This window comes from Cohnella lupini (assembly GCF_003386205.1).
GTDB lineage: Bacteria > Bacillota > Bacilli > Paenibacillales > Paenibacillaceae > Cohnella > Cohnella lupini.
The window spans coordinates 114,739-141,149 of sequence record NZ_QRDY01000013.1; the positions used below are offsets into that span (position 1 = coordinate 114,739).

Annotated in this window: 17 protein-coding genes; 1 reads left to right on the top strand and 16 read right to left on the bottom strand. The window is 50.5% G+C overall.

All coding sequences use genetic code 11. The annotated features are described in order from the left end of the window. Window positions 1-19: 19 nt before the first annotated feature. The 9 genes from DFP95_RS19845 to DFP95_RS19885 all read right to left on the bottom strand — a co-directional run bounded on the left by DFP95_RS19845 (window position 20) and on the right by DFP95_RS19885 (window position 14,222). Window positions 20-4,489 (bottom strand): non-ribosomal peptide synthetase, encoded by a 4,470-nt coding sequence (locus DFP95_RS19845; protein WP_181907533.1) that lies wholly within the window; start codon window positions 4,487-4,489, stop codon window positions 20-22. Between the two features lie 31 nt (window positions 4,490-4,520). Further along, window positions 4,521-4,985, bottom strand: a complete 465-nt coding sequence (locus DFP95_RS19850) for an MEKHLA domain-containing protein (RefSeq protein WP_115994427.1) — start codon at window positions 4,983-4,985, stop codon at window positions 4,521-4,523. 8 nt (window positions 4,986-4,993) lie between these two features. Further along, the gene (locus DFP95_RS19855) at window positions 4,994-5,725 is read right to left on the bottom strand and encodes a 4'-phosphopantetheinyl transferase family protein (RefSeq protein ID WP_115994428.1); all 732 of its coding nucleotides are present in this window, start codon (window positions 5,723-5,725) and stop codon (window positions 4,994-4,996) included. An 85-nt stretch (window positions 5,726-5,810) separates the two neighbouring features. After that, on the bottom strand, window positions 5,811-10,346 hold the full coding sequence (locus DFP95_RS19860) for a discoidin domain-containing protein (RefSeq protein ID WP_115994429.1): 4,536 nt from the start codon (window positions 10,344-10,346) through the stop codon (window positions 5,811-5,813). A 10-nt stretch (window positions 10,347-10,356) separates the two neighbouring features. Beyond that, window positions 10,357-11,181: a GNAT family N-acetyltransferase gene (locus DFP95_RS19865; protein ID WP_115994430.1), complete on the bottom strand. Its 825-nt coding sequence runs from the start codon at window positions 11,179-11,181 to the stop codon at window positions 10,357-10,359. A gap of 58 nt (window positions 11,182-11,239) precedes the next feature. Continuing rightward, window positions 11,240-11,434, bottom strand: coding sequence for a hypothetical protein (locus tag DFP95_RS28990; protein ID WP_181907534.1), 195 nt, complete (start codon window positions 11,432-11,434; stop codon window positions 11,240-11,242). Window positions 11,435-11,853: 419 nt separating this feature from the next. Next, window positions 11,854-12,792 carry a LysR family transcriptional regulator gene (locus DFP95_RS19875; RefSeq protein WP_115994431.1) on the bottom strand — a complete coding sequence of 313 codons (939 nt, stop codon included), beginning with the start codon at window positions 12,790-12,792 and terminating at the stop codon, window positions 11,854-11,856. A 408-nt stretch (window positions 12,793-13,200) separates the two neighbouring features. After that, window positions 13,201-13,503: an EthD family reductase gene (locus DFP95_RS19880; protein WP_115994432.1), complete on the bottom strand. Its 303-nt coding sequence runs from the start codon at window positions 13,501-13,503 to the stop codon at window positions 13,201-13,203. A gap of 239 nt (window positions 13,504-13,742) precedes the next feature. Next, entirely contained in the window at window positions 13,743-14,222 is a 480-nt protein-coding gene (locus DFP95_RS19885; RefSeq protein ID WP_115994433.1) for a hypothetical protein, read from the bottom strand. 452 nt (window positions 14,223-14,674) lie between these two features. On the opposite strand from DFP95_RS19885, the gene DFP95_RS19895 reads away from it, so the two are divergent. Further along, on the top strand, window positions 14,675-16,069 hold the full coding sequence (locus DFP95_RS19895; RefSeq protein WP_115994435.1) for an MATE family efflux transporter: 1,395 nt from the start codon (window positions 14,675-14,677) through the stop codon (window positions 16,067-16,069). 198 nt (window positions 16,070-16,267) lie between these two features. On the opposite strand, the gene DFP95_RS19900 is transcribed toward DFP95_RS19895, so the two are convergent. From DFP95_RS19900 to DFP95_RS19930, 7 genes are all read right to left on the bottom strand, one after another. Next, complete coding sequence (locus DFP95_RS19900; protein ID WP_115994436.1) at window positions 16,268-17,257, bottom strand: carbohydrate kinase family protein; 990 nt, start codon at window positions 17,255-17,257, stop codon at window positions 16,268-16,270. Further along, the gene (locus tag DFP95_RS19905) at window positions 17,257-18,096 is read right to left on the bottom strand and encodes a carbohydrate ABC transporter permease (RefSeq protein ID WP_245987754.1); all 840 of its coding nucleotides are present in this window, start codon (window positions 18,094-18,096) and stop codon (window positions 17,257-17,259) included. Before DFP95_RS19905 ends, DFP95_RS19900 begins: the two co-directional genes overlap by 1 nt. An 11-nt stretch (window positions 18,097-18,107) precedes the next feature. Further along, window positions 18,108-19,040 (bottom strand): carbohydrate ABC transporter permease, encoded by a 933-nt coding sequence (locus DFP95_RS19910; RefSeq protein WP_115994437.1) that lies wholly within the window; start codon window positions 19,038-19,040, stop codon window positions 18,108-18,110. Window positions 19,041-19,094: 54 nt separating this feature from the next. Further along, window positions 19,095-21,005, bottom strand: coding sequence for a GH32 C-terminal domain-containing protein (locus DFP95_RS19915; RefSeq protein WP_115994438.1), 1,911 nt, complete (start codon window positions 21,003-21,005; stop codon window positions 19,095-19,097). Next, complete coding sequence (locus DFP95_RS19920; RefSeq protein ID WP_181907535.1) at window positions 21,002-22,585, bottom strand: glycoside hydrolase family 32 protein; 1,584 nt, start codon at window positions 22,583-22,585, stop codon at window positions 21,002-21,004. Before DFP95_RS19920 ends, DFP95_RS19915 begins: the two co-directional genes overlap by 4 nt. Window positions 22,586-22,794: 209 nt before the next feature. Further along, on the bottom strand, window positions 22,795-24,426 hold the full coding sequence (locus tag DFP95_RS19925; protein WP_115994440.1) for a response regulator transcription factor: 1,632 nt from the start codon (window positions 24,424-24,426) through the stop codon (window positions 22,795-22,797). A 5-nt stretch (window positions 24,427-24,431) separates the two neighbouring features. Beyond that, window positions 24,432-26,213 carry a cache domain-containing sensor histidine kinase gene (locus DFP95_RS19930; protein ID WP_115994441.1) on the bottom strand — a complete coding sequence of 594 codons (1,782 nt, stop codon included), beginning with the start codon at window positions 26,211-26,213 and terminating at the stop codon, window positions 24,432-24,434. Window positions 26,214-26,411 lie beyond the last annotated feature (198 nt).

Below are 26,411 nucleotides of genomic sequence, written 5' to 3' on the forward strand. Positions count from 1 at the left end.
TAGTCCCTTACAAGCTCGATCAAAAGCGGAACGATATTTCCTCTTGGATGGCTTGTTCATTTTTATGCAGTTTCAATGGGAAATCCTTAATGGCCATCTGTCTATTTCGAAGAATGGATTCGATAACATAACGGTAATCATTTGCCATTTTCTCGATAGTGTCGGACGCGAATAGATCCGTGTTGTATTCCAAATGGCATAGACATTCCGTTTCGGATTCCGACACTTCCAACGTTAAATCGAATTTGGCGACGCGATTCGGGTTCTCGAACGGTGCTACGCGTAATCCCGGCAAATCAAGGCTTTGCATTTCCGCGTTTTGCAACGCGAACATCGTGTCGAACAACGGATTGCGACTCGGATCTCTTCTAAGGTTCAGCCGCTCCACCAATGCTTCGAACGGAAACGCCTGATAGCCGAAGGCTTCAAGCGTATGTTTCTTCACTTCATCTAAGAAACCCGCAAACGTCTTCTCCCGCGTCGGATAGCTCCGAATCGCCAGCGTGTTCACGAACATCCCCATGATCCGATCCAAATCCGCATGAGTTCTCCCCGCGGTCGGCGTTCCTACGATGATCTCATCCTGACCGGTGTATTGGAGCAGCATGACGATATAGGCTGCCAACAACACCATGTACAGCGTCGTACCGGTTTCTTCGGCCAAGCTTTTGATCCCTTGAGTCTTCGTAGCATCTAACGTAAACGTTATCCGGTCGCCGTCGAATCTCCGTACGGACGGTCTTGGGTAATCCGTCGGCAGCTGCAATACGGGCAGTTCGCCGGCAAAGGTATTCAACCAGTACGCCTCATGTTTCGCCATCGTTTCACTGCCTTGCCGTTCTTGTACCCATACGGTGTAATCCTTGTACTGAATCCGCAGCGGAGACAACGATTCTCCGGCATACAGCTTCGTAAAATCTTCCACCAAGAAGCCTAAAGAGACACCATCGGAAATGATATGCGGCATGTCCAGCAGCAGCACATGATACTCCTCGGCCAGTTCGATCAGCTCTACCCGCAACAACGGAGCCTGGCTCAAATCAAACGGGCGGATGAATGCTTTCACCAACGCGTCCACTTCGGTTTCCGCTGCCTTCTTCTCGTTAATCGCAAAAGGCACGAACGGATGAACGACCTGCACCACTTCTCCCTCGGTCAGCTCAAACGAAGTTCGCAGAGATTCATGCTGCGCAATCATCCGAATTATGGCTAAAGACAGCCGCATGCGATCCAGCTTTCCTTCGAGGCGAAGCAAGACCGGCATGTTGTAGCTCGTGCCGGCTCCTTCCATTTGGCTGAGAACGTACATCCGTTTTTGCGCCGACGATAACGGGTAGTACGGCCGCTCCGCTGCCGGATGAATCGCAGTAAACGTGCTTGTCGCTTGCCTTGCGATCATCGCCGCCAACGATTCCAGCGTCGGATATTGGAAGACGTCCCTAAGATTCGCTTCCACCTCGAACTGCTTGTGAATACGGGAGACGAGTGTCATCGCCCGGAGCGAATGTCCGCCTAAGTCGAAGAAATTGTCGTGAACGCCAGCCTGCGAGACGTGGAGAATCTCTTCCCAGATCGTCGCAAGCTGACGTTCCGTTTGGGTACGCGGCGCCACGTAGGCCATATTCGTAGTAACCTTGCCGTCGTGCTCCGGTAACGCCTTTCGGTCGATCTTCCCGTTAGGCGTCAGCGGGAACTTGTCTAGTTGCATAAAGCGCGATGGAATCATATAACTTGGCAGCAAGTCGGCTAATGCTCCGCGCAATTGTTGGACCGTCAATTTCTGTTCCGCCACGACATACGCGCACAACTCGTTATAACCTTGCGCATTCTCGCGCGCGACGACGATCGCTTCCTGCGCAAGCCCCGCCCGCAGCAGTTGAGCTTCGATTTCTCCAAGCTCGATCCGGTAACCCCGGATTTTCACTTGATGGTCGATACGATCCAAGAATTCGATGTTCCCGTCCGGCAGCCATCTTGCGAGATCCCCGGTTCTGTACATCCGCTCGCCCGGTGCAAACGGGTTCGGCACGAACTTCTCCGCAGTCAACTCCGGACGGTTTAAATAACCCCGGCCCACTCCGGCTCCGCCGATAACCAATTCCCCAGGCACTCCGATCGGCTGCAAATGTCCGCTTTTGTCCATCACGAACATTTGCACGTTCAAGAACGGCCTTCCGATTGGAGCGTTGCCCGCTAAAGACAGGGTATCGTTGTTCGCCTCATAATAGCTGGCATCTACGGAAGCTTCCGTCACTCCGTAACAGTTCCTAATTCGCATGCGGGAACCGAATTTCAGCTGCAGGTTCCTGAAATCCGTTGCCGAACAGCGGTCCGATCCAAGGATCAGCCACTGCATCTTGCGGATGTCCAATCGGTTCTCTTCGATGTAATTCATCAATGGCAACGCAATCGCCGGAGTCAAGTCCAACATCGTAATGTTGTATTTGCGGATAAGTTTGTATATGGATGGAGGATCTAGGCGATCTTCGCTTTGGCAAATGACCATTTTTCCGCCGTGCAGCAAGGATCTAGCCAGATCTCCGAAGAAAACGTCAAAAGAAAAGCTCGCCATCTGCAACAGATTCACCGGTGCGATATCCAACTGGTAGGCTTTCTCCCACGCCTGAACCATGCTCTGTAAATTTCGTTGTTCGATCATAACCCCTTTCGGATTTCCCGTCGTGCCCGACGTATACATGACATAAGCCAAATCGTGGGGTTTCGTGTCGGATTGCGGATTAGCCGTGTTTTCCGACGACAGCGTTTCGTCGTCGAAATAGAGCGCGTCTCCGCTAAACGAAACCTTTTCCATAGGCTTCCGATGGCCAATTACGAGCTTCGAACCGCTATCATCCAACAAATATCGAATGCGGTCGGCGGGGTAATCCGGGTCGATCGGAACGTAAGCCGCGCCTGCTTTCCATACGCCAAGCACCCCAACTACCATATCGATCGAACGCTCCGCCAAGATCGCAACAAGGTCGTTAGCCTGTACGTTCATGCTCCGCAATCTCCACGCCAATCGATTAGCGCGTCGGTTTATCTCGCCGTAAGTCAGCTTCCGATCTTTAAACACGACGGCGATTTTCCTCGGCGTCATATGGGCATGGGCTTCGAACAGCTTATGGATCGGTTTGGCAGGCACGAAAGACGGCTGAAGCTGATTAAAACGGGTTAAAATTCGTGCTTTATCCTCCGAGGGCAAAATCTCCAGCTCGTCGATCCGATTATTGGGGTGTGCCAATAAACCCTTTAGAAGGGTAAGCAGGTAGTTCAATATCTTTCTAACCTCTTCTTCGGAAAACAATTCCTGCAAATAATCCAAGTGGATTGCGAACGTCCCCGCGTTGAGGTTATGTTCGATATGGAACGAAAGCTCATTGATTTCTTCGCCGTTGAACAGCCACTCGCTCTTAATGGCACCCCAATCGATAGGGCGATATTCGATGGCTATGCCGAAAAGATTATCGAAATCGAAATGCCTTTCCCGAAGATTATTTATTATTAAATTGTATGGATATTTCTGATGGCGAAGCGTAGCGGCCTGTTGTTTGACGACTTGAGACAAGAATTCCAGCACGCTAAGTCTCGGATCGATATTCATCCGAATCGGACTTGTGCTTACCGTCATGCCGAGCATTTCTTTTTCGGCTTTACGCGTACGGTTCGCGTACGCATTGCCGAGGACAATATCCTCGTGAGCGGTCATTTTGTGCAACGTTAAGAACAGCGCCGTCAAAAATAAGGAAAACGGATTAACGGAATGATTCTTGCAAAAACCATGAATCGTTTCCTGCAAGGAATGATCGACGAGAATCGACGTACGGATTGCCCGCGTACTGGTTTCATACGAGTGGGAAGGTTTCAAGCCCACCCATTCCGGCAACGTGTCAAATTGCATATTCCAGAAAGCTTTATCCTTCTCGAAGCGTGGAGAGGTCTCATAAAGCGACTCCTCTCTGAGATAATCCTTATAGGAATACCGATTCTCGTCTTGAGGATCAGAATGATCTAATAATTGTCGATAATATTCAGTTATTTGCAAACCGATGAAATTCATGGAAATGCCATCCATCATGACATGATGAACCTTAACGAATAACTTGCCCTTATCCCTTCCCTCTTTGAGGTAACTAAAGTAAAACAAAGGGGTGTTATAGAGCTTAAACGGTTTACGGGTTTGCTCTTCCACCCAAATTTGCAGACTTTCCGGAGAATCGCTAAAATCTAAAAACTCGACGACTTTCTCCGCAGGAGGAACAAAGTATTGCAACGGCTCTTTCTCACGTTGCGGAAGCAGTCGAATTTGAAGAGTATCGTTCTGCCTAATCACGTGACGAACGGCTGCGTTTAATACGTCTTCTTGTACTTCATCCTCGAATTCAATGGTCCCGACTAGATTAGAAATGCTCATATCCGGGTACTGGGATTCCGTATACATAATCCTTCGTTGCGCGTGCGAGAGTGTATATCGCGGGTTATCATTCATGTTGAACTCTCCAATCATACTTCAAGCTATCCTATATAAAGCGGTACTCCCGGAATGTAGCGGCTTGTCCGTGGTTATGGCCACTCTCGTCGATGAGATTCCACACCGTCGTGTTCACAATATAAAATCTCCGACCGGTGCTCGAAATCCGAATACCCGTGTAATCGTCGATGAAGCCATGTTCGCCGACGGTTTTCAGGAAGCGGTCTCGCTCGTCCCTTTCCATCGGCTCGGCCGTTAATCTTGACGGGGTTTCCGTGAACGTATTCCAATCCATTTCCCATAGCTTCTGAGCCATCAGGTTGCCGAAATTGAGTACCGGATCCGGCTCCCGCCCATGGGATAGGACGATGATCGGAAGATGATACAGCCGTTTGAATTCCTCGCCCGGCATCAGTTCCTCATCTTCCACGAGTTTCTTCCCCGTTAGTCGTTGATAACTATTTAGAATTAATCTGGCATGCTCGTTTTTTGCCCTGATTCCGGTAAGTTTCATGTTATTTTTCACGACTCCATTCTTTGTAGCGTATCCTTATCCTGCTTATGAATTTCTTGAAATAAAAAGGAGAAATCAAGATATTGAATTCGGCTTGGAAATTCCGGCGTGCTTCCGCATGCCGACATTCTATAATCCTCGTCAATCAAATACCTTTTAAAAAAGTATTTATTATTGTCCTCCTTAGCATTCGAATGCTTTACCGTTATCCGGTCATTTCGTATCTTAATCGTAAAGCTATTTAACGGTATAAAGAGCCCTTTACCTTCGGCTTTAACGAAGCTCTCCTTTAAAGTCCACAAATCATAGAACGATTCAAGTCGTTGTTCCAACGGCTTATCGACGATAGCTTGATACTCTTCATTTGAAAAAAACCTCATTGCAAGCTCTTCCGTTTCAAGAGGACGAACTTGTTCTACATCGATTCCTACCGCTTGATTGTCTATGGCGCAAACGACCCAGTTCCCCGAATGCGAAACATTAAAGTGTAGCTGCTCTTTGTTCCGAATAAAGGGTTTGCCGTAACCATCTCTCTCGATCACAATGTCGTTGATATTGCTCCCGGTCTTCCGCGAAAATAAAAATCGCACCAAAAAGTCCGCAACGATAACCCGTTCTGCATCCTCCCATTCGCGAAACCTTATGACTCGTTTTTGGATCTCTTCCGTTAATAAACGCATCATTGCTTCTCTTGAGGGGACGAGAGCATGGTTTTCGCGCTTTACAGCAAATATCTCCATCGACGAGAAGCTCCTTGTTCGTTTTCGTTGCTTATTGCATAAATGCGGGATCCAAGTATAACTAACCTGGATTCCGCATTTATGGCTAGCTATGATCCGTCGAATTGATACGCAGCTCGGAGATAGACCACCAATGCGAGTCCGTTCCGGTTTGTATAATCTTCATATAACGAGCCGTCCGCAGCGGGAACGTTGCGGTTACCATCGCTTCTATTCCTTCGCCGGAAGCAACGGGGTTACCCCAATTCGTGCCGTCGTTCGAAACGAACAATTGGTAACCTTTCGCGTAGTCGTTTTGGCTACGACCGCTGTCCATCACGACTTGATCGAAAGTTTGTTCGGCACCCAAGTCAAGCACGATATAATCACCGTTCTTCTGCTCGCTGCCCGTTGACCATCGAGTTTCCCGGTTTCCGTCCAGCATGGCCTGAGCGCTCTCTCCGTCTGCCGTGGAAGATGCCGTCACGGTCCAGCCGGCGGTCTCAAGCGGTTTTTGTTTGCCGATGCCATAATTGATGACGTTCAACTCGGCAATGGACCACCACTTATCGGCCTCGCCGGTTTGGACGATTCGAATATAGCGGGCATGCTGAACAGGGAAAGTAATGACCATCTTTCCGATCTCGCCTTCATCTTCTGCGACTGCCGCTCCCCAGTGCTCGCCGTCTTCGGAAACAAACAGCCGGTAACCGCGCGTATAGTCATTCGAAGAGTTTCCGGGATCTAAAGTAACGGTATCGAAGCCTTGCTTTGCTCCCAAATCCAATTGCAGCCATTGGCCGTTCGATTGGGTTTGGCCGTTTGTCCAGAGCGTGTTGCTGTCTCCATCCAGCATTTTCGCCGTAACGTCATTGCCTTGCGTGGAGGAAGCCGTCACGTTCCAGGCCGAGCGGTCCAACGGTCCCGTTACTTCGGTTGGTGCGTCCGCTGCCGGTTTGCCGAATTGGGCGATTTTGACTTCGGAGATAGACCACCAGCTGTCATTGGCTTCGGTTAGGACGATTCTCACGAACCGGGCCGTTTGTTCAGGCATCGATACCGCGATGCTCGGTGAAGTGCCGTTATCGGAGGCGACCGGTTCTCCCCAATCTTCTCCGTCCTTGGAAACGTACACCTCATACCCGTGGGCGTAATCGTTCCAGTTCATACCGGAGTTCATGAACAGCATGTCGAAGCTCTGTTCGGCGCCCAAGTCGAGTTGCAGCCAGTCGCCGACGGCTTGCGTTTGGCCGGATGACCACCGCGTCGACAGATCGCCGTCGGTCAGATGCTCTCGAGGCTCGCCTGATTTGGAAGCCGTTGCGGTCCATGTTGAACGATCAAGGTACTTGATCGCTTGGGATGGATCCGGGCCATCCAGAACGGTATGCTTCAACGGATTAACCGATACCAGCGCGTTGGCGTACACGGTTGCGGAGCCTAAAGCCCCGGCTTCATTGAAGAAATGGATGGTTTTGGCGCTTTCCGAAGGATTCCAGATTTGCGCCGTATACACGCCGTCTTTCTCATACACGGTTACAGCCGGGTCATCGGCCCAAATCTCGGGGCTTCGATGTCCAAGCGATGCCATGCCGTGTACGAACCAGTAAGCGTTAAACGCTTCATTTTGCTGCATGTTCGCGGTATCCCATTTGTTCAAGACCGCTTCAGGATCGCTGATCGATTCAAACGGCCAAATGATGTGATACCAGGCTCGCTCCTGCCCGCCTTCGATTTCACTGGTCAATCCTTGATACAAAGCGGCGGCTTTCTCGGGTTGGCGGCCATAGTACGTCATCCATTCCGCAGGCGGCAGCCAGTGAATACCGTAGACATATTCAGGATCCCCGTTGAAGAACGTCGTAAAGGCGGTCGCGCTACCGTAAACCTGACCTGCGGTGGCGTGGTTGTAGCCCTCCGCCCAGATGTCGTGGTCGTAGTTAAACCAGTACTGCTCAACCGCTTTTTCTTCGGTCGTGAAGCCCCAAATTCCCGCATCGCGGTACGTATCGTTTTGGGTTACCAGCCCCCACATATATTCGCCGACCCAACCAAACAGCGATTCGCCGGCAGCCTCTTGGTTGTTGCCGCTGCGATTGTCGGCATATCCGCCTGCCCAGGAATGGCCTTCATACGGGTCGAAGTTCCGGAACCAAGGGTACTGGCTGTCGGTTTTGGAAGGATTCGCATAATCGCGGATCAGCGTCTCGACCATCTCGCCGTAGTCGCGCTGAAACTCCTTATCGTAAGTAGCCACAACGGCCGAGGCAAAAATGTAATAACCATACGTGAAATGATGGTCGGTCAACCCGGTGTTAAGGCCAAATCCGCTATGGTAGGCCATCAACGAACCCCAATAATCGGAGTAATGAAAATAAGTAGAGTGCAGCTTCTCTTCCGGGGAGTAAGTATACCAGTCGGTCAGAATCGTTCTAAGCGCGGCTAGGTAATGGTCTCTCCGTTCGATATCTCCAAGCTGATCGCTGATCAGCACCGCCAAAGCGAGCGGATGAAGCTTTTTACCCTGCCAGTATGGATCATCGACCATGATGCCATTAGCGACGTCGGCATCCAATTGATCCAGATAAGCGACGAGCTGAGCGCGGGAATAAGTCGGATCATTCGGTTCGACGAACTGCGGAATAAGGCCGTTAAAGCGGTCCGACGTGGTAAACGTATTGCCTACCGTTGCTTTCATCGTTCCGCGAATCGACGGATAGCTGAAATCCGATAGCGGCGTGTCCGAAATTTTCCATTGATGCGGAAGCAGCGTCATGATCGTATCCGATGAAAACCCCGGACGTTTCGCTTCGGTAGAAGTCGTAAAGGTTGTCGTCACCATGGATGCCGTTTCATCGAACCTATAATCGACATCGGTATCGGAAACGAAAGCATACGCGTGCTGATAGAACAATCCAAGCTCCGCCGCGGAAGGAAGCGCCGCAAGAGATAAGTAATTTTCTCCGGAGCCAAGCTTAATCTTGATCGTGTTGCCAAGCTTGAGGAAAGTAGTTCCTTCGGGAGCAAAGATTCCGTAATGGCGAACGAAGGTTTGCGGCGTAGGAGCTTTATCCTTGTTCGTCACTTCAAGGCCGATATGGTCGGCCGTATAGATGTCACCGTCATTCAACAGTACCGGATTATTATTATCATCGAACAAGCGGGTCATCGCCGGCGATTGAAGGATAACGGCATCCGGATTTTCATAAATGTTGTACAGGAATGGGGACCCTTTAACGAAGGTCGTGCGCATTTTGGCCGTATCGTCGTCGCTCAAGATCACGCTGGCGGAGTAATCTCCGTAGCCTGAAATTTTCGTTTCGATGTTCGCCGGATTTAGATTGTTGCTAGTCAGGTATAAGTCCGGATCGCCGTCGGCATCGATGGAATCGCCATGCGCGAAACCGGCGCCAGGGTTCAGAACAGCGAGACCCTGCTTTGTATACCAATTCTTCAAAGGTAAGGTAATGAGACTATTGCCATCGCCGAGATTGGAGACGAGAATCGACTGCCACCAATCGTTTGAAGGAATCGGTGTTTCAATGTTGGAGGTGCGATAAGTAGGGTTCTTCGGTTCTAGCTGGGTAATGTCATTCTTCTCGTAGCTTCCTGCCCCGACTTGTACCGCAGTGGCCGTCGGAATAGCCGGAATCTCGTAAGTCGGCTTTGGATCGCCTACTCGATAAGCATGCACCTCGAACTCGAACAACGAATAACCGCTGGAACCCCCGCGTGCGATGCCGCCTATTTTTACATAACGGGTTTTAGCGTAAATCGGAACGGTTTCTTTGCCGCCGTTGCCGTTAAGCTGACGATATATCGTTGTCCAATGTTGGGCATCGTCCGAAACCTGGATGTCGTAAGCCCGTCCAAAAGCGGCTTCCCAGTTAAAACCCACGCTGCCGATTTCGCTTTCTTGTCCCAAATCCACATAGATCCATTCGGTGTCCTTGTAGATGGAAGACCAGCGCGTGTTTTGATTTCCGTCGGTTGCATTTTTAGCCAAATAATTTTTTTCTTCCATTTTCGCCTTGTCTTCGGCTGACTTGCTCGGCTCATCGATTTCCAAGGAAGAGACGGTTACCGGTCGATTAAGCGCCAGATTCGGAGCCGCGGGTTTTGGAGGACCGCCTAAACCGCCGGTTCCGTAAACGCTGAATTCCCGAATGGAAATCCCGTAAGGCTGCTGGGCACGTTTCGAACTGGATAGACGGACATAACGTCCCGTACCGGATACCTCGGTAACCACTTCACCCGGTTTCCCCTGAATGACCGGAGTTATATCCTGCCAATGCAACTCGTCATCGGAAACTTGAATGATATAAGCGCTGGAATAAGCATTTTCCCAATTTATAACGACTTTAGTGAGGTTAGCGGTGGCACCAAGATCCATATAAATCCACTGAGAATCCTTCTGCCACACGCTCTCCCATCGGCTATTCTCGTCGCCGTCCACGGCCAAATCCGGCGTATTGCCTCCAAGCGAGGACGAAGCGTAAATCGACCGGTTCATGGACAACAAATAGCTTTCCGCGTCGGCAGCCTGTACCGTGAACGCACTTCCAATCAACATCAGAATAGCCGTTAAAGCATGTACCCAGCTAAGGCGTTTTTTTTTATTTTTTGGAAAAAGAAAATTCATATCTACACTCCTAGTTTTTAATCACATAGTTTGGACGAATGTACAAGCGTTTAAAATCCGATCGAAGGTAGTTACAATAAGACTTATTCTTATCCTCTTCTCCTTCGGGCGGTTGTCCGGTTTCCGCAGTGAATCCGATAACGCCTGCAGCAATTCCATCTGTTATCCGTTGCTTAATTAACGCATTCTGAGCTCCTCTGCCGCGATACTCGGGCAGTGTTGCATCTATTCCAAGCCAAGCCCAGTTATTATCAAGAAACATAGCTCCGCAAGCTACCGGAGTATGACTATCGTATGCCACATAAACTTTCCATTTTGGTCGTCCAACCAATGCCGAAAACCAAGAGATAACCGACACCGGTAATCCGAAGCCGCCCTGCACGACATGACCGAAGTCTACGGCGTGATGCGGAATCATCAGCTTTACTTCAAGCGTCGTAGGTAGCGGATGATTTTCCGCAGGCAATGCGTTCCGGTAATGTTTCGCCAAACCGTTTCCAACTCGCTCAAGATCGTTTGCTTGGATCCATTTATCTATGGTATTAGGACGCGCAGTCGGTGCGATTTGCAAGGCATACGATGGAGAAGCATGCTCATTCATCCATGCAATTGCTTGCTCCAGCTCCGCTTCGCTTGCGGGCTCTTCCATCCCTAAACCGAGAACCCGGTTGAATTCCGCAATTGGGGTCCCATGATTCGCAAGGGCAATGTTCGTTCCTAAACGCGTATACGAAACTTTTGAACTTTGGACATAATCGTCAGGCGCAGCTGCGAATAAATCAAACCATGCCTCGCGTTCAACCTTTTCAATGGCGCAATCAAGAGCAGTATTCATCTGTTTCTCTCCTTTTTTCTATTATCCTAACTTCCGCAATCAGGAATTAACTTCATGATCACCGTTCTTTATCTGGCCGACGAAGTGCTTTAACACGTTCCCCGTCTTCCCACGGATCGACGCCTAAGCTCGGCGATGAAACGCCGATTTGCCGTAGGAATTTATCCACGATTGCTTTAATTTCTTCCAATGTCGGCTCTTTCGGCGTTTTGGATTTCTCGTCACTGGGAATTGCAGATGGTACATGTTCCATGGTTACTCGAGCTCCTTTAATACAATTAGCGCCCTTTGGCAGTCGAAATAGGTTTGCGTCATATAATGCCTTCTATTGATGCTAATGGCATTATGCGTGCTTATAACAGGTATAGCATTCGTCAAGTCTCGCTCCTCCTCTTTGATCATATTTAGTGGGTAATTAGGTAAAATTTTCTTTTTTTTGAATGAATCACCCCGCTTTCCCGCTCACAGAACTGATAAATTTCCACTCTATAAGCGTAAGGTATTCTCACATATACAACAAATTATGAAATAACGAGTTTTGTATAAATTAATTTATCAAGCAATTGTTCGTTCAGTAATGTCTCCGCTTTTGTTTCCTTGGACGCTTGATCCCATAAATCATAAAAAATACGGAATCCCATTAAACTGGGGTTCCGTAGGCATGGTTTCCGGCTATTCTATTGCGGATTGCCTTAAAGCATTGTGACTTTGAATGAATATTAAATCACGGTTCATCTCATTTTTTTCACAAACGCTCTTTATAAATTCATTGATAACAAGTAAGTGCTTATGCTTGGACTTAAACCCGATCAATATTTCTTTATGAACAATCATATGTTCATAAAGCATTTTCCATCTAGGCTTCATTACATTCTGATGTTTTAGAATATAGGTCGGAAGTAGACTCATCCCCGCGTCTGCCTCGATTGCTTTTAAAATTAAATGAAAGCTAGGGATGACATGAACTGGATTAATTATTGGCCCCCTTTTGAAAAACTCTTTCCAGTACGTTCTAATAATAGGAAGCTCAAGACCGTAACTTATCCATTTTTGCTTCGAAAGCCATAGTTCGATATCCTTTAAGTGCTTGAAATCCGGCACGATTGTTTCAAACGGAGCCACAACGACAAAGCTTTCTTCCATAAGGCGCACGTATTCGATGCCGGGCGTCGAAAACTTTTTGGTGGTTATAATGATATCTAAGCAATCCTCTTTCAGAAGCTCCAGCAATCTATCGGCATCGCCAAAGTAGGTAATCGTATTTAAGTCCAATCGCGACAAATGCGGCATGACCTTCTCTTTGAACAACTCTTGCGTGGACCCAATTTTGATCATCTTCATCGTTGGAGACAGATGCAGATTCAAGTCCATCGTCTTTTCCTCTAACGATTCTATATGCGGCGCAAGATGAGAATAAAGCTGCTTGCCGCGTTCTGTCGGAACCAGCTTACGTGCGGTTCGAGTGAACAATTGTTCGCCAACCCGCGCTTCCAGAGAAGCGAGGTGCTGGCTCATCGCCGGCTGAGTCATAATCCGGGTCTTGGCAGCTTCAGTAACCGAATTGTGTTTATAAATGGCGATAAAGCTTCTGTACCATTCAAAATCTACCATAGACACTCCTTCCTTAAAAATTGGAGGTTTAATACGAAGCTTCTAATTCTTATTTCAATTGCGCAACTCGGTATCCCGTTCAAATAACTGAGGATCCCCACTTTATGAGTGTAAGGTATTCTCACATTTACAACAAATTACAAAAAGAAGAGTTGAATATAAAATTATTTATTTAATAGTTGAAGAATGAGTTATGATTGTGGCTGCCAACTCTTTGTTGCTATAGCAATACTCTAGCACTACGAGGCCTTGGGTTGTACTACCATTATATTGGGTGGGCAATAACAAAAAGTTATGGGGGATGAGTTCGAAGTTAGAATGAATGAAATGCCCGCAGTGCAAAGTTTGAGTAACCTTGCGCTGCGGGCTGTTTTCTTAGATAAATTACAAACAAGGCGAAATTCGTATTTACTCCAAAATAAGGATAGCGGGACGACGATTCATAAACGGAATAAAATTCGCGACATCTTCAGAAACCGCTTGTCCTTCCGGGCTTGCCATCGCTGCTTGAAGGTCCTCACCGTTCTTAAATTCAACCTCCACGACCAGGTACGGTTCATTGTCCGTATGCTGGGCGCCAACGACGCGATGCACGGATGCGCCGGTCAACTTCGGGAGTTTTTTAGCAAGCGGAATATGAACATCAAAATAATGTTTCTCGAACCTTTCGATATCTTTAGGTTTTTCGTGGATAATAATTATTTTGCTCATGAAATCTTACTCCTTCTCGTCGTGTAATAGTCTATGTTGCGGAAGCCTTTCCTAGTAAGCAATTGCCGCATGAATATAGTTTATAAGTTAGCTAAATGAAAAACCAATTACAAAATAGTAAACCGTACATAAATGAATTTATGTTTGAATGATTAATTCGAAATGAAAATTCAAAACAGGCTGCCGATCGGCAGCCTGTTTACGTTATTATTGTGTCGGTTTTTATAAATCGCCGTGGATCAAAAGAACTTCGTTACGCCTAGAATCAAGTTGACGATTACTCCAAGGTGAGCTATGTCCAGTAAGACCCCGATTCGGCGGACCGCTGCGCGCGTCTCATCCGTTACTATTTGATCATTGTCGATGTCCAATTTGATATGCGCGGCTACTTTGTTTAGAGGCGGATTAATAAAGGCGTACCCAAACACCATGAGCGCAATCATGATATACACTTTAAGAGATAGCCAGCTCCAATGAACGATCCAACTGAATGATCCTTGAGCGTTTATTAATGTCATCGCAAGGCCGGACAAGATCAGCAAGGCGGTTACAACTTTAAAATAAGGCACGGCTTTGAGCATGATTTGTACCATACGGGCTTCATAATTCGTTCCCTTAGCATGATCGACTGCTTTCAAGACGAAGAAACGCTCGTATATGCCACCGCCCACCCAGGCGCATACCGCAATTAAGTGTACTAGCAACAACATGTTCATCATTTATTTCCTCCATGCATTTCATAAAAGTGCCGGCAAGCGGATACGGAAGCAGCTTCACTTTAATTACTATTTACTATTGTCCTGGTTGCCTCCAATCCGATCTAAGATGTCATAATTAGCGAAAGCCCTTCCTAGTAAGCAATTACCGCATGAATGTAGTTTATAAATTTATTAAATAAAACACCAATAACAAAATAGTAAAATTAACATAAACGAATTTATGTATTTTTTGTTGCGTTAGCTATGCCCACTTTTTACGAAAGTATAAATCAATTTATGCTTCCCCGATGATTTCGTGATTTGTAAGAGAATATAACAAAAATATAGACTGAGATAAAAAGAATTCAATGTTGAAACTGTTGTAATCCGTAAAGACATGCATCACAGCACATCCGAACGACTGAAGAATACTAGAAAACTTTTCTATCACTTGGAAATTTACGGAGGACATCATGCCAGAACAGCAAGTACTCACAAAAACTCCCCCCTCGCTAATCGAAGGGCCCATCGCGAAGACGATGATCTTATTTTCGTTACCTATTTTACTAGGAAACATGCTTCAATCTTTGAATGGATCGATTAATACCATTTGGATTGGGAATTATTTGGGTGAAGTGGCACTTGCCGCGACATCCAATGCGCACACTATTATGTTTTTTCTAATTAACTCCATCTTCGGGGTAGCCATGGCTGCCGTCACTCTGATCGGCCAAAACCTCGGAGCGCATAAAGTTCAAGAAGCCAAAAAAGTGGTCGGAACCAGTACCGTTTTTTTTCTTACTCTTTCGATTGTTGTCGCTTTATTAGGATGGATCTTCTCTTCCACGATTCTAGATTGGATGAACACCCCTGCTGATGTAAAGGAGCAAGCGGTTTCGTACACTCGAATCATTTTTGCAGGCGTTCCTTTTATTTTTGGCTATAATTTGATCATGGCCATATTGCGCGGCTCAGGGGATGCAAAGACCCCGTTCTACTTTTTGCTTTTATCCGCAGTCCTCGATGTGGCGCTTAATCCTTTGCTCATTCAAGGGATGGGGCCTTTTCCAAAAATGGGGATCGCCGGTTCAGCCGTTGCGACTTTTATTTCGCAGTTAGTGAGTTTTGTTTCGCTAATTGTTTACTTGTATAAAAGGAAGTATATTTTGCGTATCACCAAAGAAGATATCCCTTTGCTGCGTATTAATTGGACGATAATCCGTACCCTGACTCAAAAAGGGCTCCCGATGGGCATAAACCTGGTCGTGGTTTCACTTAGCAATCTCATGTTGATTCACCTCGTGAATTCCTATGGTTCCGAGTCAACCGCGGCGTTCGGAGTTGCAATGCAAATATGCAGCTACGTCCAGATGCCAGCCATTGCCATAGCGGCAGCAGTCTCTTCGATGGCTGCGCAAAATATTGGCGCTGGTAAATGGGATCGCGTTTACCGTATTACGTGGACGGGCATTAGCGTGAATATTTTGATGACAGGATTAATCGTCGCTGCGCTTCATCTATATAATCGTGAAGTTCTTTCCATCTTCCTTCCTCCAGAAGGCAAAGCCATTGATATTGGTGTTCATATTAACAACATCACGCTGTCCTCTTTCATTATCTTCGGCATCTTCAATGTCGTCACAGGGGTTGTGCGTTCAGCTGGAGCTGTACTTTTCCCGCTAGGTGCTGCCTTTATTGCATTGGTGCTCGTACGGATAACACTTGCCACTGTGCTTTCTCATAGTTACGGCTTCGATATGATTTGGTGGAGCTTTCCCATAAGCTTCGCTATCTCCGCAACCTTGAATCTGCTTTATTATCGCTTCGGGAAATGGAAGCAAGCACGAATGATGACAAGTAAATCCTAAATAAAAATAGACTGACAAGGCTATGTATGCGAAACCAGTTCTTCAATCCACTCGTCCAATTGGCTTTCCGCTTCATATACTCTTCGTGGTAAAATAACCGGCGTTTCCTGACTTCTTATAATGCTTAATTTAACCGTCTAACAGCACGATGAACAAAAACATCGAGCTTCAGTTATCACTGACCCTCGATGTTCGATGTTAACGCGTCCTGCAAAGCAGCTCCTCAATTTCTTCAAGCGTCCCAAGCGAATGAATCGCGCCTTTGCGGGTGGTCGCCAAGGCTCCTCCTGCGTTAGCGAAGGCGACAGCGCTGCGCAGCTCCAATTCGCTCCAGTCCGCCGGCTTTGTCTCGCTACCGAGCACGCGGTGCAGGAACGCACCCATGAAGGCATCGCCCGCACCTGTCGCATCGACGGTAACGACGCGGCTGGCTGCCACTTCGCCGGCGTAGCGCGCCGTCCGATAATACGTACCCGCTGCTCCTCGCGTCACCAACAGAACGTCCAGCCCATAGCGCAGGACAAGCTCTTCGGCTCCGGCAGCGAGATCCGGTGTGTCGGCGTCAGGCCGGCCCGTCAGTAGCGCCAGTTCCTCATCCGACACCTTTACGATGTGAGCCTGTTCAAGCCCGCTCTTCATCCAGATAAGCCCCAGTTCATTAGTCTCCCACAGAGTTGGACGCCAGTTCGGATCGTAGGAGATGATCGCCCCTGCTTGCCGCGCCTCCTCAACTGCATGAAGCGTTGCTTGGCGCGAAGATTCCGAAGTTAGCGAGATGGAGCCGAAGTGGAACAGGCGCGTTCCTCTCGTAAGCTCCGGCCGTACTTCGACCTTCGTAAGCAGCGCGTCCGCTCCCGGCTGACGGACGAAGTGGAACGAACGCTCTCCCCGCTCGTCCAAATGCACGAATGCCATCGTAGTATGCGCGTCCCGGCTTAACACAAGCCCCTCATCTGCGATTCCTTGCCGGATCAGCACATCCCGCAAATACTTACCGAAAGGATCCTGACCGACCTTGCCGATAAAGGCCGTCTTGTTGCCCAACTTTGCGAGCGCCGCTAGCACATTGACCGGAGCGCCGCCGGGGTTGCGTTCCAACAAAGGCTCCCCGGATGCCGAAACGCCATCCGGCACGAAATCGATTAAATACTCGCCGAGTGCTACCGCATCGTAAATTTTGTGCCCCATTACCCTTTGACCCCCGACATCGTGATGCCCTGAATGTAGTAACGCTGCAGGAACAAGAACAGAATCAGGATCGGAGCCGTTGCTATCGTACTAGCCGCTAAAATTTTTGACCAATCGGTACCCGCTAGCGAAGAGAACGATGCAATCGCGACTTGGAGCATCTGCTTCTTGTCGTCGTTGATGACGATAAGGGGCCAGAGATACGAGTCCCAGTTGCCGAGAAACGTCATTAGGCCGAGTGTTATTAGCGCCGGAACGGCGGCCGGAACGATGATACGGAGGAACACGCGCATAATCGAAGCGCCGTCTATCTTCGCCGCCTCCAAAATCTCGTTCGGAATGTCAGCGAAAAACTGCCGCAGCAGGAAGATGCCGAATACCGACAGCGCTGAAGGCACGATGAGACTTGCGTACGAGTTGACCCACCCGAAATTGTTCATCAGCAAGTAGTTTGGTACGAGCGTTACTTCACCCGGGATAATCATCGCCGACATGAACAAGGCAAAGAAGATCGACTTGCCTCGAAATCGCAGCTTCGCGAAAGCGAAGGCGGCCAAAGCGCTTACGACGAGCACGATGCCGGTTACGGAGCCGGCGACGATCGCTGTGTTCCAAATGTAGCGTAGGAATGGATTCGTATCGTTGAAAATAACGTTTTTGTAGTTTACCCAGGTAAACTTGACGGGCACGAACAAATGCCAATTCAAGCTCGATGAATATTGGAACAGTTCCTCATAAGGTCGCAGAGATCCAGTGACCATCCATACGATCGGAATGATGCAGATAATGGCTATGAGCGTCATTATGATGTACTTAAGCGCAAGCCTCATTTGCCACATAATGAATCCCCCTAGTAGTCAGCTTTCTTGTTAAAGTAGGTCATTTGCGCAAGCGAGATGATTAGCACGATAGCGAACAGAACAAAAGCCGCCGCTGTGCCGTAGCCCATTTGCATTTGTTGGAATGCCATTTTCCAAATGTAATACACGACGGTCTGGGTAGAGCCGTTCGGTCCGCCATTCGTGAGAACGAAGACGAGACCGGCCAGCTTGATTGCATCGATCGTCGTCATGATGACAACGAAAGCCATCGTCCGGTTTAGCATAGGCAGCGTAATGCGGAAGAACTGCTGCGCTCGGCCTGCTCCGTCAACCCGAGCCGCTTCATATAAGTCTTGGGAGATGTTGTTCAGTCCCGCGAGAAAAATAATCATGAAAAACCCAGCTGCTTTCCAGATGCCGAGAATGATGATTCCGTACATCGCGGTATCCGGATTGGATAAAAAGTTCGTGATCGGCAGTCCTATTGACTTGAGAACCTGATTCAGAATGCCGAAATCCTTGCTGTAGATGAGCTTGAACACCGTGGCTGCGACCGAAGTCGAGATAACGACGGGGATGAAATAAGCGGTGCGAAACAGGCCTGTAAAACGCCTGGCTCGCTGAATCAGCATCGCGAGGCCAAGAGAAACCGCTGTCTGTACCGGGATGACAATGACCGCGAAGAACAGCGAGTGCCGAAGGCTTGCCAGAAACTCAGAGTCATTCATCAGCGTCCGGTAATTATCGATGCCGTTAAAAGACCGGGTTCCGCCTACCATGTTGTAGTTCTGGAAGCTGATGAGGAATGCTTTGACCATCGGGTAGAAGACAAAGAGCAGAAGCGCTGCCAGCGCAGGCAAGATGAACAGCCATGCCGTTCTCTCTTCCTGGCGCAGTGCCCGGCCGAAGGGATTTCCCTTTCGGCGCTTGGATATCGTTGGAGCCAGCTCGGTGCGCGCCATGGTTTCCCCTCCCTTTCAGTTTGGTGGATTGGGTGAATATACTGCGAGCGCCCCTTACGGCTCGAAAACAAACACGTCTATCATCGCCGTTACTTTGCCGCCAGGCGTCTTGGCGATCAAGTCGGCCTGTCCCGCACCTATGCCGGAGATGTCAACGCCGCTGCCGTCCGCTGCAAGCGTCACTTTGGCGACTGACACGTCGCTGGACGCCCATTCGAGCTGTTGGGGTGCGGCCAGCGGCAGCACGGACGACTTCACGGTTGCGTGCGCGCCAACCGCAACGTCCACGCTTTCCCTGCCGATGAGGATGCGGCTCGGTACGCTGGAATCAGGATTCTCGTCACGCCACACCGAGCGCATCGGATAGAATGAGGCTTCATCCAGCTTGACGCTCCCCCGCTCAAGTTCTAGCGACAAGCCCTTGCTTGTCGCCTCGGGGAACATGATAGCGGATAGCACCTTCGCGCCGTTTTCCGCGAACACTTCGAGGGTGTCTTCGTCTACATAGATCCGAAGAGGCAACCTTCCGTCTGCAGACGGCTTCACTGGAGCCGCGAAGCTCTCCGCGAAGCCCGGCTCGAAGGAAACAGCGCCAGATTTCGAACGGTCGACTGTAAGTGTTCCTGCTACGGCATCGTAACGGATGCTGGTTTCCTCCGCCCCCGTACCATCAGTCCTTAGCTTGAGCGCAAACGCAGCATCAGCCGATACGATGAAGGTCGTATCCAGCTCATAAGAGGTTCCGTGCCACTTCCCGAACGCGTTCGAGTTGGCCGCGAGCTTCTGCGCTTCGAGCTTAAGAGCGGTGCCGCGAAGCAAATCGAGTTCTTTGACCGGTTGTTGAATGAGACGGATGCCTTCACCCGGAATATCGCGAAGTGTAAGCTCGCGGGGAATGGACATGTTGCCTTTCCAAGGATCGGTCGGCATCGTGAACGGGTAGCGCCAGTTGGACATCCAGCCGAGCCAGATGCGCCGTCCGTCCTTCTCCGGGATGTCCGAATACGAGACCGCCGCATAGAAGTCCTTACCGAAATCCGTCCACAACACCGTATCGGCGGGATTATCATTATGGAAGGTTTTTCCATCAAACTCTCCGATGAAATATTGCGCTGTCGAGCCTTTGGTCTCCTCGTTGTTGCCCATGCTCAACGTCAACACCCACTTGCGATTACCACTTCCATCTACTGGAATCTCGAACAGATCCGGACATTCCCATACGGCGGCATGCGAACCTTGATTAATGCCGAATTCGCCTGTTTCGGTCCAGTTTCGAAGATCGGGCGATGAGTAGAATCTTACATGATTGTCGACTGATACGACCATGACCCAACGCTTGCTCGCTTCGTGCCAAATCACCTTCGGATCGCGAAAATCCTTGAGTCCGGGATTCGGAATGACCGGATTACCCTCATACTTGGTCCAGGTACGCCCGCGGTCGCTGCTATACGCGATGCTCTGCGACTGCACGCCTCCTTGGAAATGCGTAAAGATTGCAACCAGCCCGGATTTCCCTTGGAAAAAACCGCTCGTATCGTTCCAGTCCACAACCGCGCTGCCCGACCATATTTCGCCGAGCTCGTCACGCATCAAGGCGACCGGAAGATGCTCCCAATGAACGAGATCCTGACTGACCGCATGCCCCCACTGGCCGCTGTTCTGGTAAAACTGGTGGTACTCGCCCTCGTAATAGACCATGCCGTTCGGATCACTCATGTTGCCGGACTCGACACTTAAGTGGTACTGCGGTCGAAAGCGTTCCGTGTAATAATTCGCAATCGGGTTGAATCGGAAAGGGGCGGGCGGCTCGTAATTCCCCCCCGACTTGTTGGCTTTCCCAGCGGAACCTTTAGATGAATCAAAGTGGAAATTCATCCAGATCGCTCCTCCCAGCGCGAGCACAACCGTCGCGCCGATAACAGTCTTGGCCAGGGGCGACATGGACTTTCGCGGAATCCCGTTCATTGCTTGACCTCCAGTCCATCCATATTCCAGAGCCGTATGGCTTCGAATACGATGGTTCCTCCCACCGCCTCAAGCTCCAGTCTGCGACCTGATGCCAGCGGATAAATGCGACTGGTCAACACTCGATCGCCATCGTTGACAAACAACTCTACGGACGAGTTATCTGAGAATATACGAAGGCTCAGGCGAGCGGCAGAAGATGCCGGAAGGTCGGATACGTACACGCCGGGATCGCCAATTCCGGCCTCATTGCGGTCCAATTCAATGCGGCGTTGCGCAGCCAGCCAGCGGATCTTAGTACGTTGGTCGGTGACGGACCGCGAAGTCTTTACGGATTCAGCGTAGGATAAATCCTCGCACGCTCCGCCAATTACGATCCGAAGCTCCTGCGCCTCTGTTGCGGACAGATCAATATCGGCTTGCCATTCAAAGGCCGGCGGCAGCAACCAGACCTGCTCTTCACCAGGCTGCAGACGGAGTCCGTTATCTAATTTCGAGATCTCTTGTCCTCGAAGAGAAGCTAGTTCCTTTACTGGTCTCGAGGCCAGACGCCCATCCTCGGTCAACTGAAGCTCTCGGGCAAGCGTCATAGCCCCATACCAAGCACGTCCCGTATTGATGAGTCGGGATCCCCACATGTCCATCCAGGCGATCAGGATGCGGCGTCCGTTACCGTCCCGCATCGTCTGCGCGGCATAGAAGTCCGGTCCGTCATCGATAATGCCGCTGCTCTCGGGGATAAAACGACCCGCCGCAAAGTCCATCTCGCCGATCATGTAGAGATTTTTGACGCCGTCCATGTTCATCGGTGAAACGATTAGGACGTACTTGCCGCCTAGCGGGAATAAATCCGGGCATTCCCACATATCGCCCTGCGTCCCGTCACTCTCCGCCGCGACACCCCTGTACGACCAATCCACAAGGTTGGCCGACTCATATAGGAGGGCACGGCCGCGGCTGTTTTTACCCGAGCCAATGACCATATACCAGCGCCCTTCATGCTCCCACACCTTCGGGTCGCGAAAGCCGAAGCATTCACCATCCGGATTGCCTTGAATGACCGGCACGGGATGCTTAACGAAGCGGATTCCATCCTCGCTCGTCGCCATAGCCTGCACTTCCTCAGGGGTACGCCCGTCGACGTGTGCGGTATAGAAAAGCACCAATTTCCCCTCATGCTCCACCGCGCTGCCTGACCAACAGCCGCAGCCGCCTTCGGGCGAACCGAACTCGTAAGGCTCCGTCGGCGCAAGGGCAACAGGGCGATGCTCCCACCGCACCAAGTCACGGCTGACCGCATGCCCCCAATACATCGGACCTTGATAATCACCAAACGGGAAATGTTGGTAGAAGGCATGGTACTCGCCTTTAAAATGAATAAGTCCGTTCGGATCGTTCATCCAGCCCGACGGCGCCATCAGGTGATAGCGCAGGCGGAACGGATCTTGCGCCGCCCGAGCGGCTCCGGCCTGTACCGCTTCCTCCGCCCGCTTAAGCGCCTCCTCATAATCGGATTCGCGACTGTTTTGCCTCGTGTTCGTGCTTTTCATGTTGAATCCTTCCTTCCCGCAGCTTTCCATGGTTGTTTCGATTGCCTCCATTGTAATGCTGCGGGAAGCGCAAAGACTTTCACTATGCTCGGGGAGCAACTTTTAAAATGCTGGCTGGGGGGGGAGGAAGCATCGGAGTGGGGTGTGAGGGGACTTCGTCTACACGTTCCGTTTAGCCCCGTTTGATTAGGCTCGTTCGGGCCAGCTTCGGATGAACGCGCAGACAAGTAAAATAGACGCTAGATCTCATTCGTTTTCTGCCGTACCTCCCGGTATTCCTTAGGACTACAGCCGTAATACTTTTTAAAAGAGGTGCTGAAATAGCTGGAGCTGGAGTAGCCGACCAGCATCGCGATATCCGTCAGCTTCAGATCGGTCCCGCTCAGCAGTTCGGCGGCGCGCGTCATCCGGAGCCGCGTCAAATAGTCGCTAAACGTAAGGCCCGCATTCTGCTTAAATAAGCCTGACAGGTAAGTCTCGTTCATGTGAAACATACCGGCCAACTGGGACAGCGTTAACTCGTAAGGATAATTCTCGTCCACGTACTTGCGGACCGCCTCCGCCTGCAGCTGGCCGCTGGATGTCCGGCTGCTTCGCACCGCACCCATGACCAGATCGGCGAGCCGTTCAATTTGCGCGAGTACCTCTCCCCGACTCCGATAGGTCGCAATCGAAGCTTGGCAATTCCATAGCACCTGTTGAAGCGAGCTGTCGCCCAGTTCGAACTTTTTCGCAAGAGACCCGAAGGTTAGGATGACCCGCAGCGCCAGGAAGGTGAAGGCGAACATAGGCATGTCTCGATCCGGCGGGAACAGCTCGAGCAGTTGAGCCGATAAAGCTTGTCGATCCAGTGTCTCGATCGCATGAATCAGTTTTCGCTCCGTCTCAGCCGTGAATGACTGCGCCCAATCAAGTGCTTCTCTTTGGGTCGAAGCGGCGGCCGATCCCTCGACCGTTCCGCGGCTCCATGCCAGCATGCAGCTGGCATAGCCGTTCTTCGCTTCGCGCCACCCGCGCACGGGCTCGCCTATGCCGCCGACGCTTTCAAGCCGCAGGTACGTCGCCGCATTACGCCTCAGCTCGCGAACGAACTGCTCCGCGGCTGCGTCCCCAGACTCCTTACTTCCCGTCTCCACCAGCAGGAAAAACATCATCGACGGGTGCCCCACGTCATAGAACGGGTACACGTCCTCCCGCTTATCGGCCGTCTCCCGACAGAGCATGCGGAATGCCAGTTGCAACAGATCGCGGCGGCCCTCCCAGCTTCGCAGCCGTCCCGGTGGCAAGCGCATCTCCAGTGTCGCGAAGCGTAGGCTTAGCGATTCGCCGTCCAGGTTGGCGAGCTGCAAATGGTGCAGTCGATCCCGCACCGCAGACTCGCTGACGCCTTCCTCCTTCACCAATTGAAGGAGGAAATGCTCCTGCATAAGCCGCAGTTGCTGGTTAAGCTGAACCTTCTCCCGCTGGCGCTCGCCTTCCAGCAGTCGTTCCTCCTTCAATTCGCCCTCCAGCTTCCCGAGCAGCGATAAGAGTTCCGCCCGCACGACAGGCTTCAGCAGATAATCCTTGACGCCGAGCTGGATGGCCGACTTCATATAATCGAATTCCGAATAGCCGGACAAGACGATGACCCGCAGTTCCGGATAGGCAGCCTTGCAAGCTCGTATGAAGGCGATCCCGTCCATTTTCGGCATTCGAATGTCCGAGATGACGATATCCGGACGTACCACCGCCTCGGCAAGCATATGAAGTGCTTCCTCTCCGCCGGACGCTTCGTAAGCGATAACGAATCCGGCACTCTCCCAATCGATCTTCGCCCGGATGCTATTGCGAACACCGGCTTCATCATCTACAAGCATGACATGATACATGATGGTCAACTCCTGCTTGCGGGCAACCGCATCGTTATCGTCGTGCCGGAATCCGGTGATGAAGCAATGTGGACTTCAAAGGCATCGCCGTATTGCACCCGGCAGCGCGCCAGCACGTTTCTCAGTCCGATGCTGTCCCCCTTCGTGTTGAGGATCGCCGTAGTATCAACCCCGGACAGCCCCCTCTGCAATTCGGCTGCCAGTTCCCCATTCATCCCGATTCCGTTGTCGGTGATGGTCAAGTACAGCCAACCGTCGCGGGTCTCGGCCCCCAGTTCAACATGCGCCTTTTCCCCGTTTTCCAAGCTGTATTTAACCGCATTCTCAACCAACGGCTGCAGAATAAACTTAGGCATCTTAAGTTCGCGGGCCCCCGGGGCCTCTTCGATCCGGACCTGTAGTCGATCGTCGTACCTTAGCTTTAGGATGAACAAATAATCGCGGATATAAGCGAGTTCTTCCGATACCCATACCTGATCGGAGCTCAAATCCAGCGAATACCGCATCATCTGCCCCAACGCTTCGGTTGCATCCATAACGAGGTCATTGCGCTTCATCGCGGCCAGACCGCTAATGATTTCGAGCGTATTGTTGTAAAAATGCGGGTTGATCTGCAGCAGCAACGCTTTATATTCGGCATTTTTACGCCTCAGGTTCGTCTCGTATTCCGTTTCGATCAGGTACTTCAGCCGGTGCGTCATCTGTCCGAAGGCGCCGGTCACATAACCGATCTCACTGTGCCCCCGTTGGGTGCTCGGCATCTGCTTAATCGCTTCGTCGAACTCGCCTCGCTTCACAAGCTTCATGGATCGGGCCATTCGCGTAAGGGGATTCGTGACGCTTTTGGACAGGCTGAATGCCACGACAAGCACGATCACCAGCAGAATTCCGCTTACGAGTAGCATCGTCTCCTTAATTCGGTTCAGCTTCGCATACAATTCCCGTTCCGGCACGACGCCCATGATTGTCCAGTTCTGATCCGGCAGTTCCCGGTAGAAGACCAGGTATGGCTTGCCCTGATTTCGAACGGCGAACACGCCGCTCTCCCTCTCTGGCTTCCCTACCTGATTGGTCTGCAGGGCATTCCGCAAGATGGCCTCTTCTCCTGTAAGCCGCTGGCCGAGCACGCTCCGCCCATCAACGTCCAGCAGGAAGACTCGGCCCGTCTCGCCGAAATGAATCCGGTCGAGTGGATCCTTCAGCACGCTCGTCGGATAGTTGACCTTAATGATACCTACGCCGGTCAATGTCTGAAGCTCAACAAGGGGCAGCAAGTAGCCGTTCACGCTGCGGCTTCTCATGCGCTCGTCCGGCTGGTCCTCGTCCAGGTGAGACCCCGTCCATTTCACATCCCGCTCCTTAAAATCCAGAAACCAAGGCTGCTGTTCAAATGTGCGGTCCTGCGTCCACAGTCCGCCTTTCGCTGCCGTAAAAAGACTGATCGAGATTCCGTTTGAATTATTCACTGCATAGGAGGACAGAAAATCCCGCACCCTGCGCTTTGACAGCAGTTCTTCTCTATCCTGGGCTTCGCTATTGCGCAGATCGGCCAGCCACGTCTGGGTAGTCGAGCTTCCGAGAACCTGATTGCCGATATCCTCCAACTGCTTCATCAAGGTCGTTACGTGGGAAGCGTACTGCTCGATCGTCTGCCAAGCGGACACTTCAAGGGAATTCTTAATAAGCTTCGCCGACTCGGAAGTCAGAATATAGACCAACGAAACGAACGGCAAAATAAGTAGGATGGAGAAAGCAACCATAAGCCGGCTTCGAAGCGAGTAGAGCATGTCGTCAGGCCTCCGGTGAATGTATGATGAGAGCAGATTGAACACAAAAGCCTGAAAAAGACGTCCGCTATTTGCGAGGCCACTGAAAAAGTGTACTCAAGAAAAAAGGTACAGCAATCCTCAATTTATTGGGGAAGGCTGTACCTTTTCCTTGTATAATTAGGATATCAACCTGAAGTGGGTGGTCACCTAATGATT

Excerpts from the sequence above, each read along its gene's own strand:
- DFP95_RS19910 (WP_115994437.1), bottom strand. The coding sequence starts at position 19,040 with ATGGCGCGCACCGAGCTGGCTCCAACGATATCCAAGCGCCGAAAGGGA.
- DFP95_RS19875 (WP_115994431.1), bottom strand. The coding sequence starts at position 12,792 with ATGGTAGATTTTGAATGGTACAGAAGCTTTATCGCCATTTATAAACAC.
- DFP95_RS19895 (WP_115994435.1), top strand. The coding sequence starts at position 14,675 with ATGCCAGAACAGCAAGTACTCACAAAAACTCCCCCCTCGCTAATCGAA.
- DFP95_RS19885 (WP_115994433.1), bottom strand. The coding sequence starts at position 14,222 with ATGATGAACATGTTGTTGCTAGTACACTTAATTGCGGTATGCGCCTGG.
- DFP95_RS19920 (WP_181907535.1), bottom strand. The coding sequence starts at position 22,585 with ATGGAAAGCTGCGGGAAGGAAGGATTCAACATGAAAAGCACGAACACG.
- DFP95_RS28990 (WP_181907534.1), bottom strand. The coding sequence starts at position 11,434 with ATGGAACATGTACCATCTGCAATTCCCAGTGACGAGAAATCCAAAACG.
- DFP95_RS19850 (WP_115994427.1), bottom strand. The coding sequence starts at position 4,985 with ATGAAACTTACCGGAATCAGGGCAAAAAACGAGCATGCCAGATTAATT.
- DFP95_RS19845 (WP_181907533.1), bottom strand. The coding sequence starts at position 4,489 with ATGAATGATAACCCGCGATATACACTCTCGCACGCGCAACGAAGGATT.
- DFP95_RS19930 (WP_115994441.1), bottom strand. The coding sequence starts at position 26,213 with ATGCTCTACTCGCTTCGAAGCCGGCTTATGGTTGCTTTCTCCATCCTA.
- DFP95_RS19925 (WP_115994440.1), bottom strand. The coding sequence starts at position 24,426 with ATGTATCATGTCATGCTTGTAGATGATGAAGCCGGTGTTCGCAATAGC.
- DFP95_RS19915 (WP_115994438.1), bottom strand. The coding sequence starts at position 21,005 with ATGAACGGGATTCCGCGAAAGTCCATGTCGCCCCTGGCCAAGACTGTT.
- DFP95_RS19905 (WP_245987754.1), bottom strand. The coding sequence starts at position 18,096 with ATGTGGCAAATGAGGCTTGCGCTTAAGTACATCATAATGACGCTCATA.
- DFP95_RS19900 (WP_115994436.1), bottom strand. The coding sequence starts at position 17,257 with ATGGGGCACAAAATTTACGATGCGGTAGCACTCGGCGAGTATTTAATC.
- DFP95_RS19860 (WP_115994429.1), bottom strand. The coding sequence starts at position 10,346 with ATGAATTTTCTTTTTCCAAAAAATAAAAAAAAACGCCTTAGCTGGGTA.
- DFP95_RS19880 (WP_115994432.1), bottom strand. The coding sequence starts at position 13,503 with ATGAGCAAAATAATTATTATCCACGAAAAACCTAAAGATATCGAAAGG.
- DFP95_RS19865 (WP_115994430.1), bottom strand. The coding sequence starts at position 11,181 with ATGAATACTGCTCTTGATTGCGCCATTGAAAAGGTTGAACGCGAGGCA.
- DFP95_RS19855 (WP_115994428.1), bottom strand. The coding sequence starts at position 5,725 with ATGGAGATATTTGCTGTAAAGCGCGAAAACCATGCTCTCGTCCCCTCA.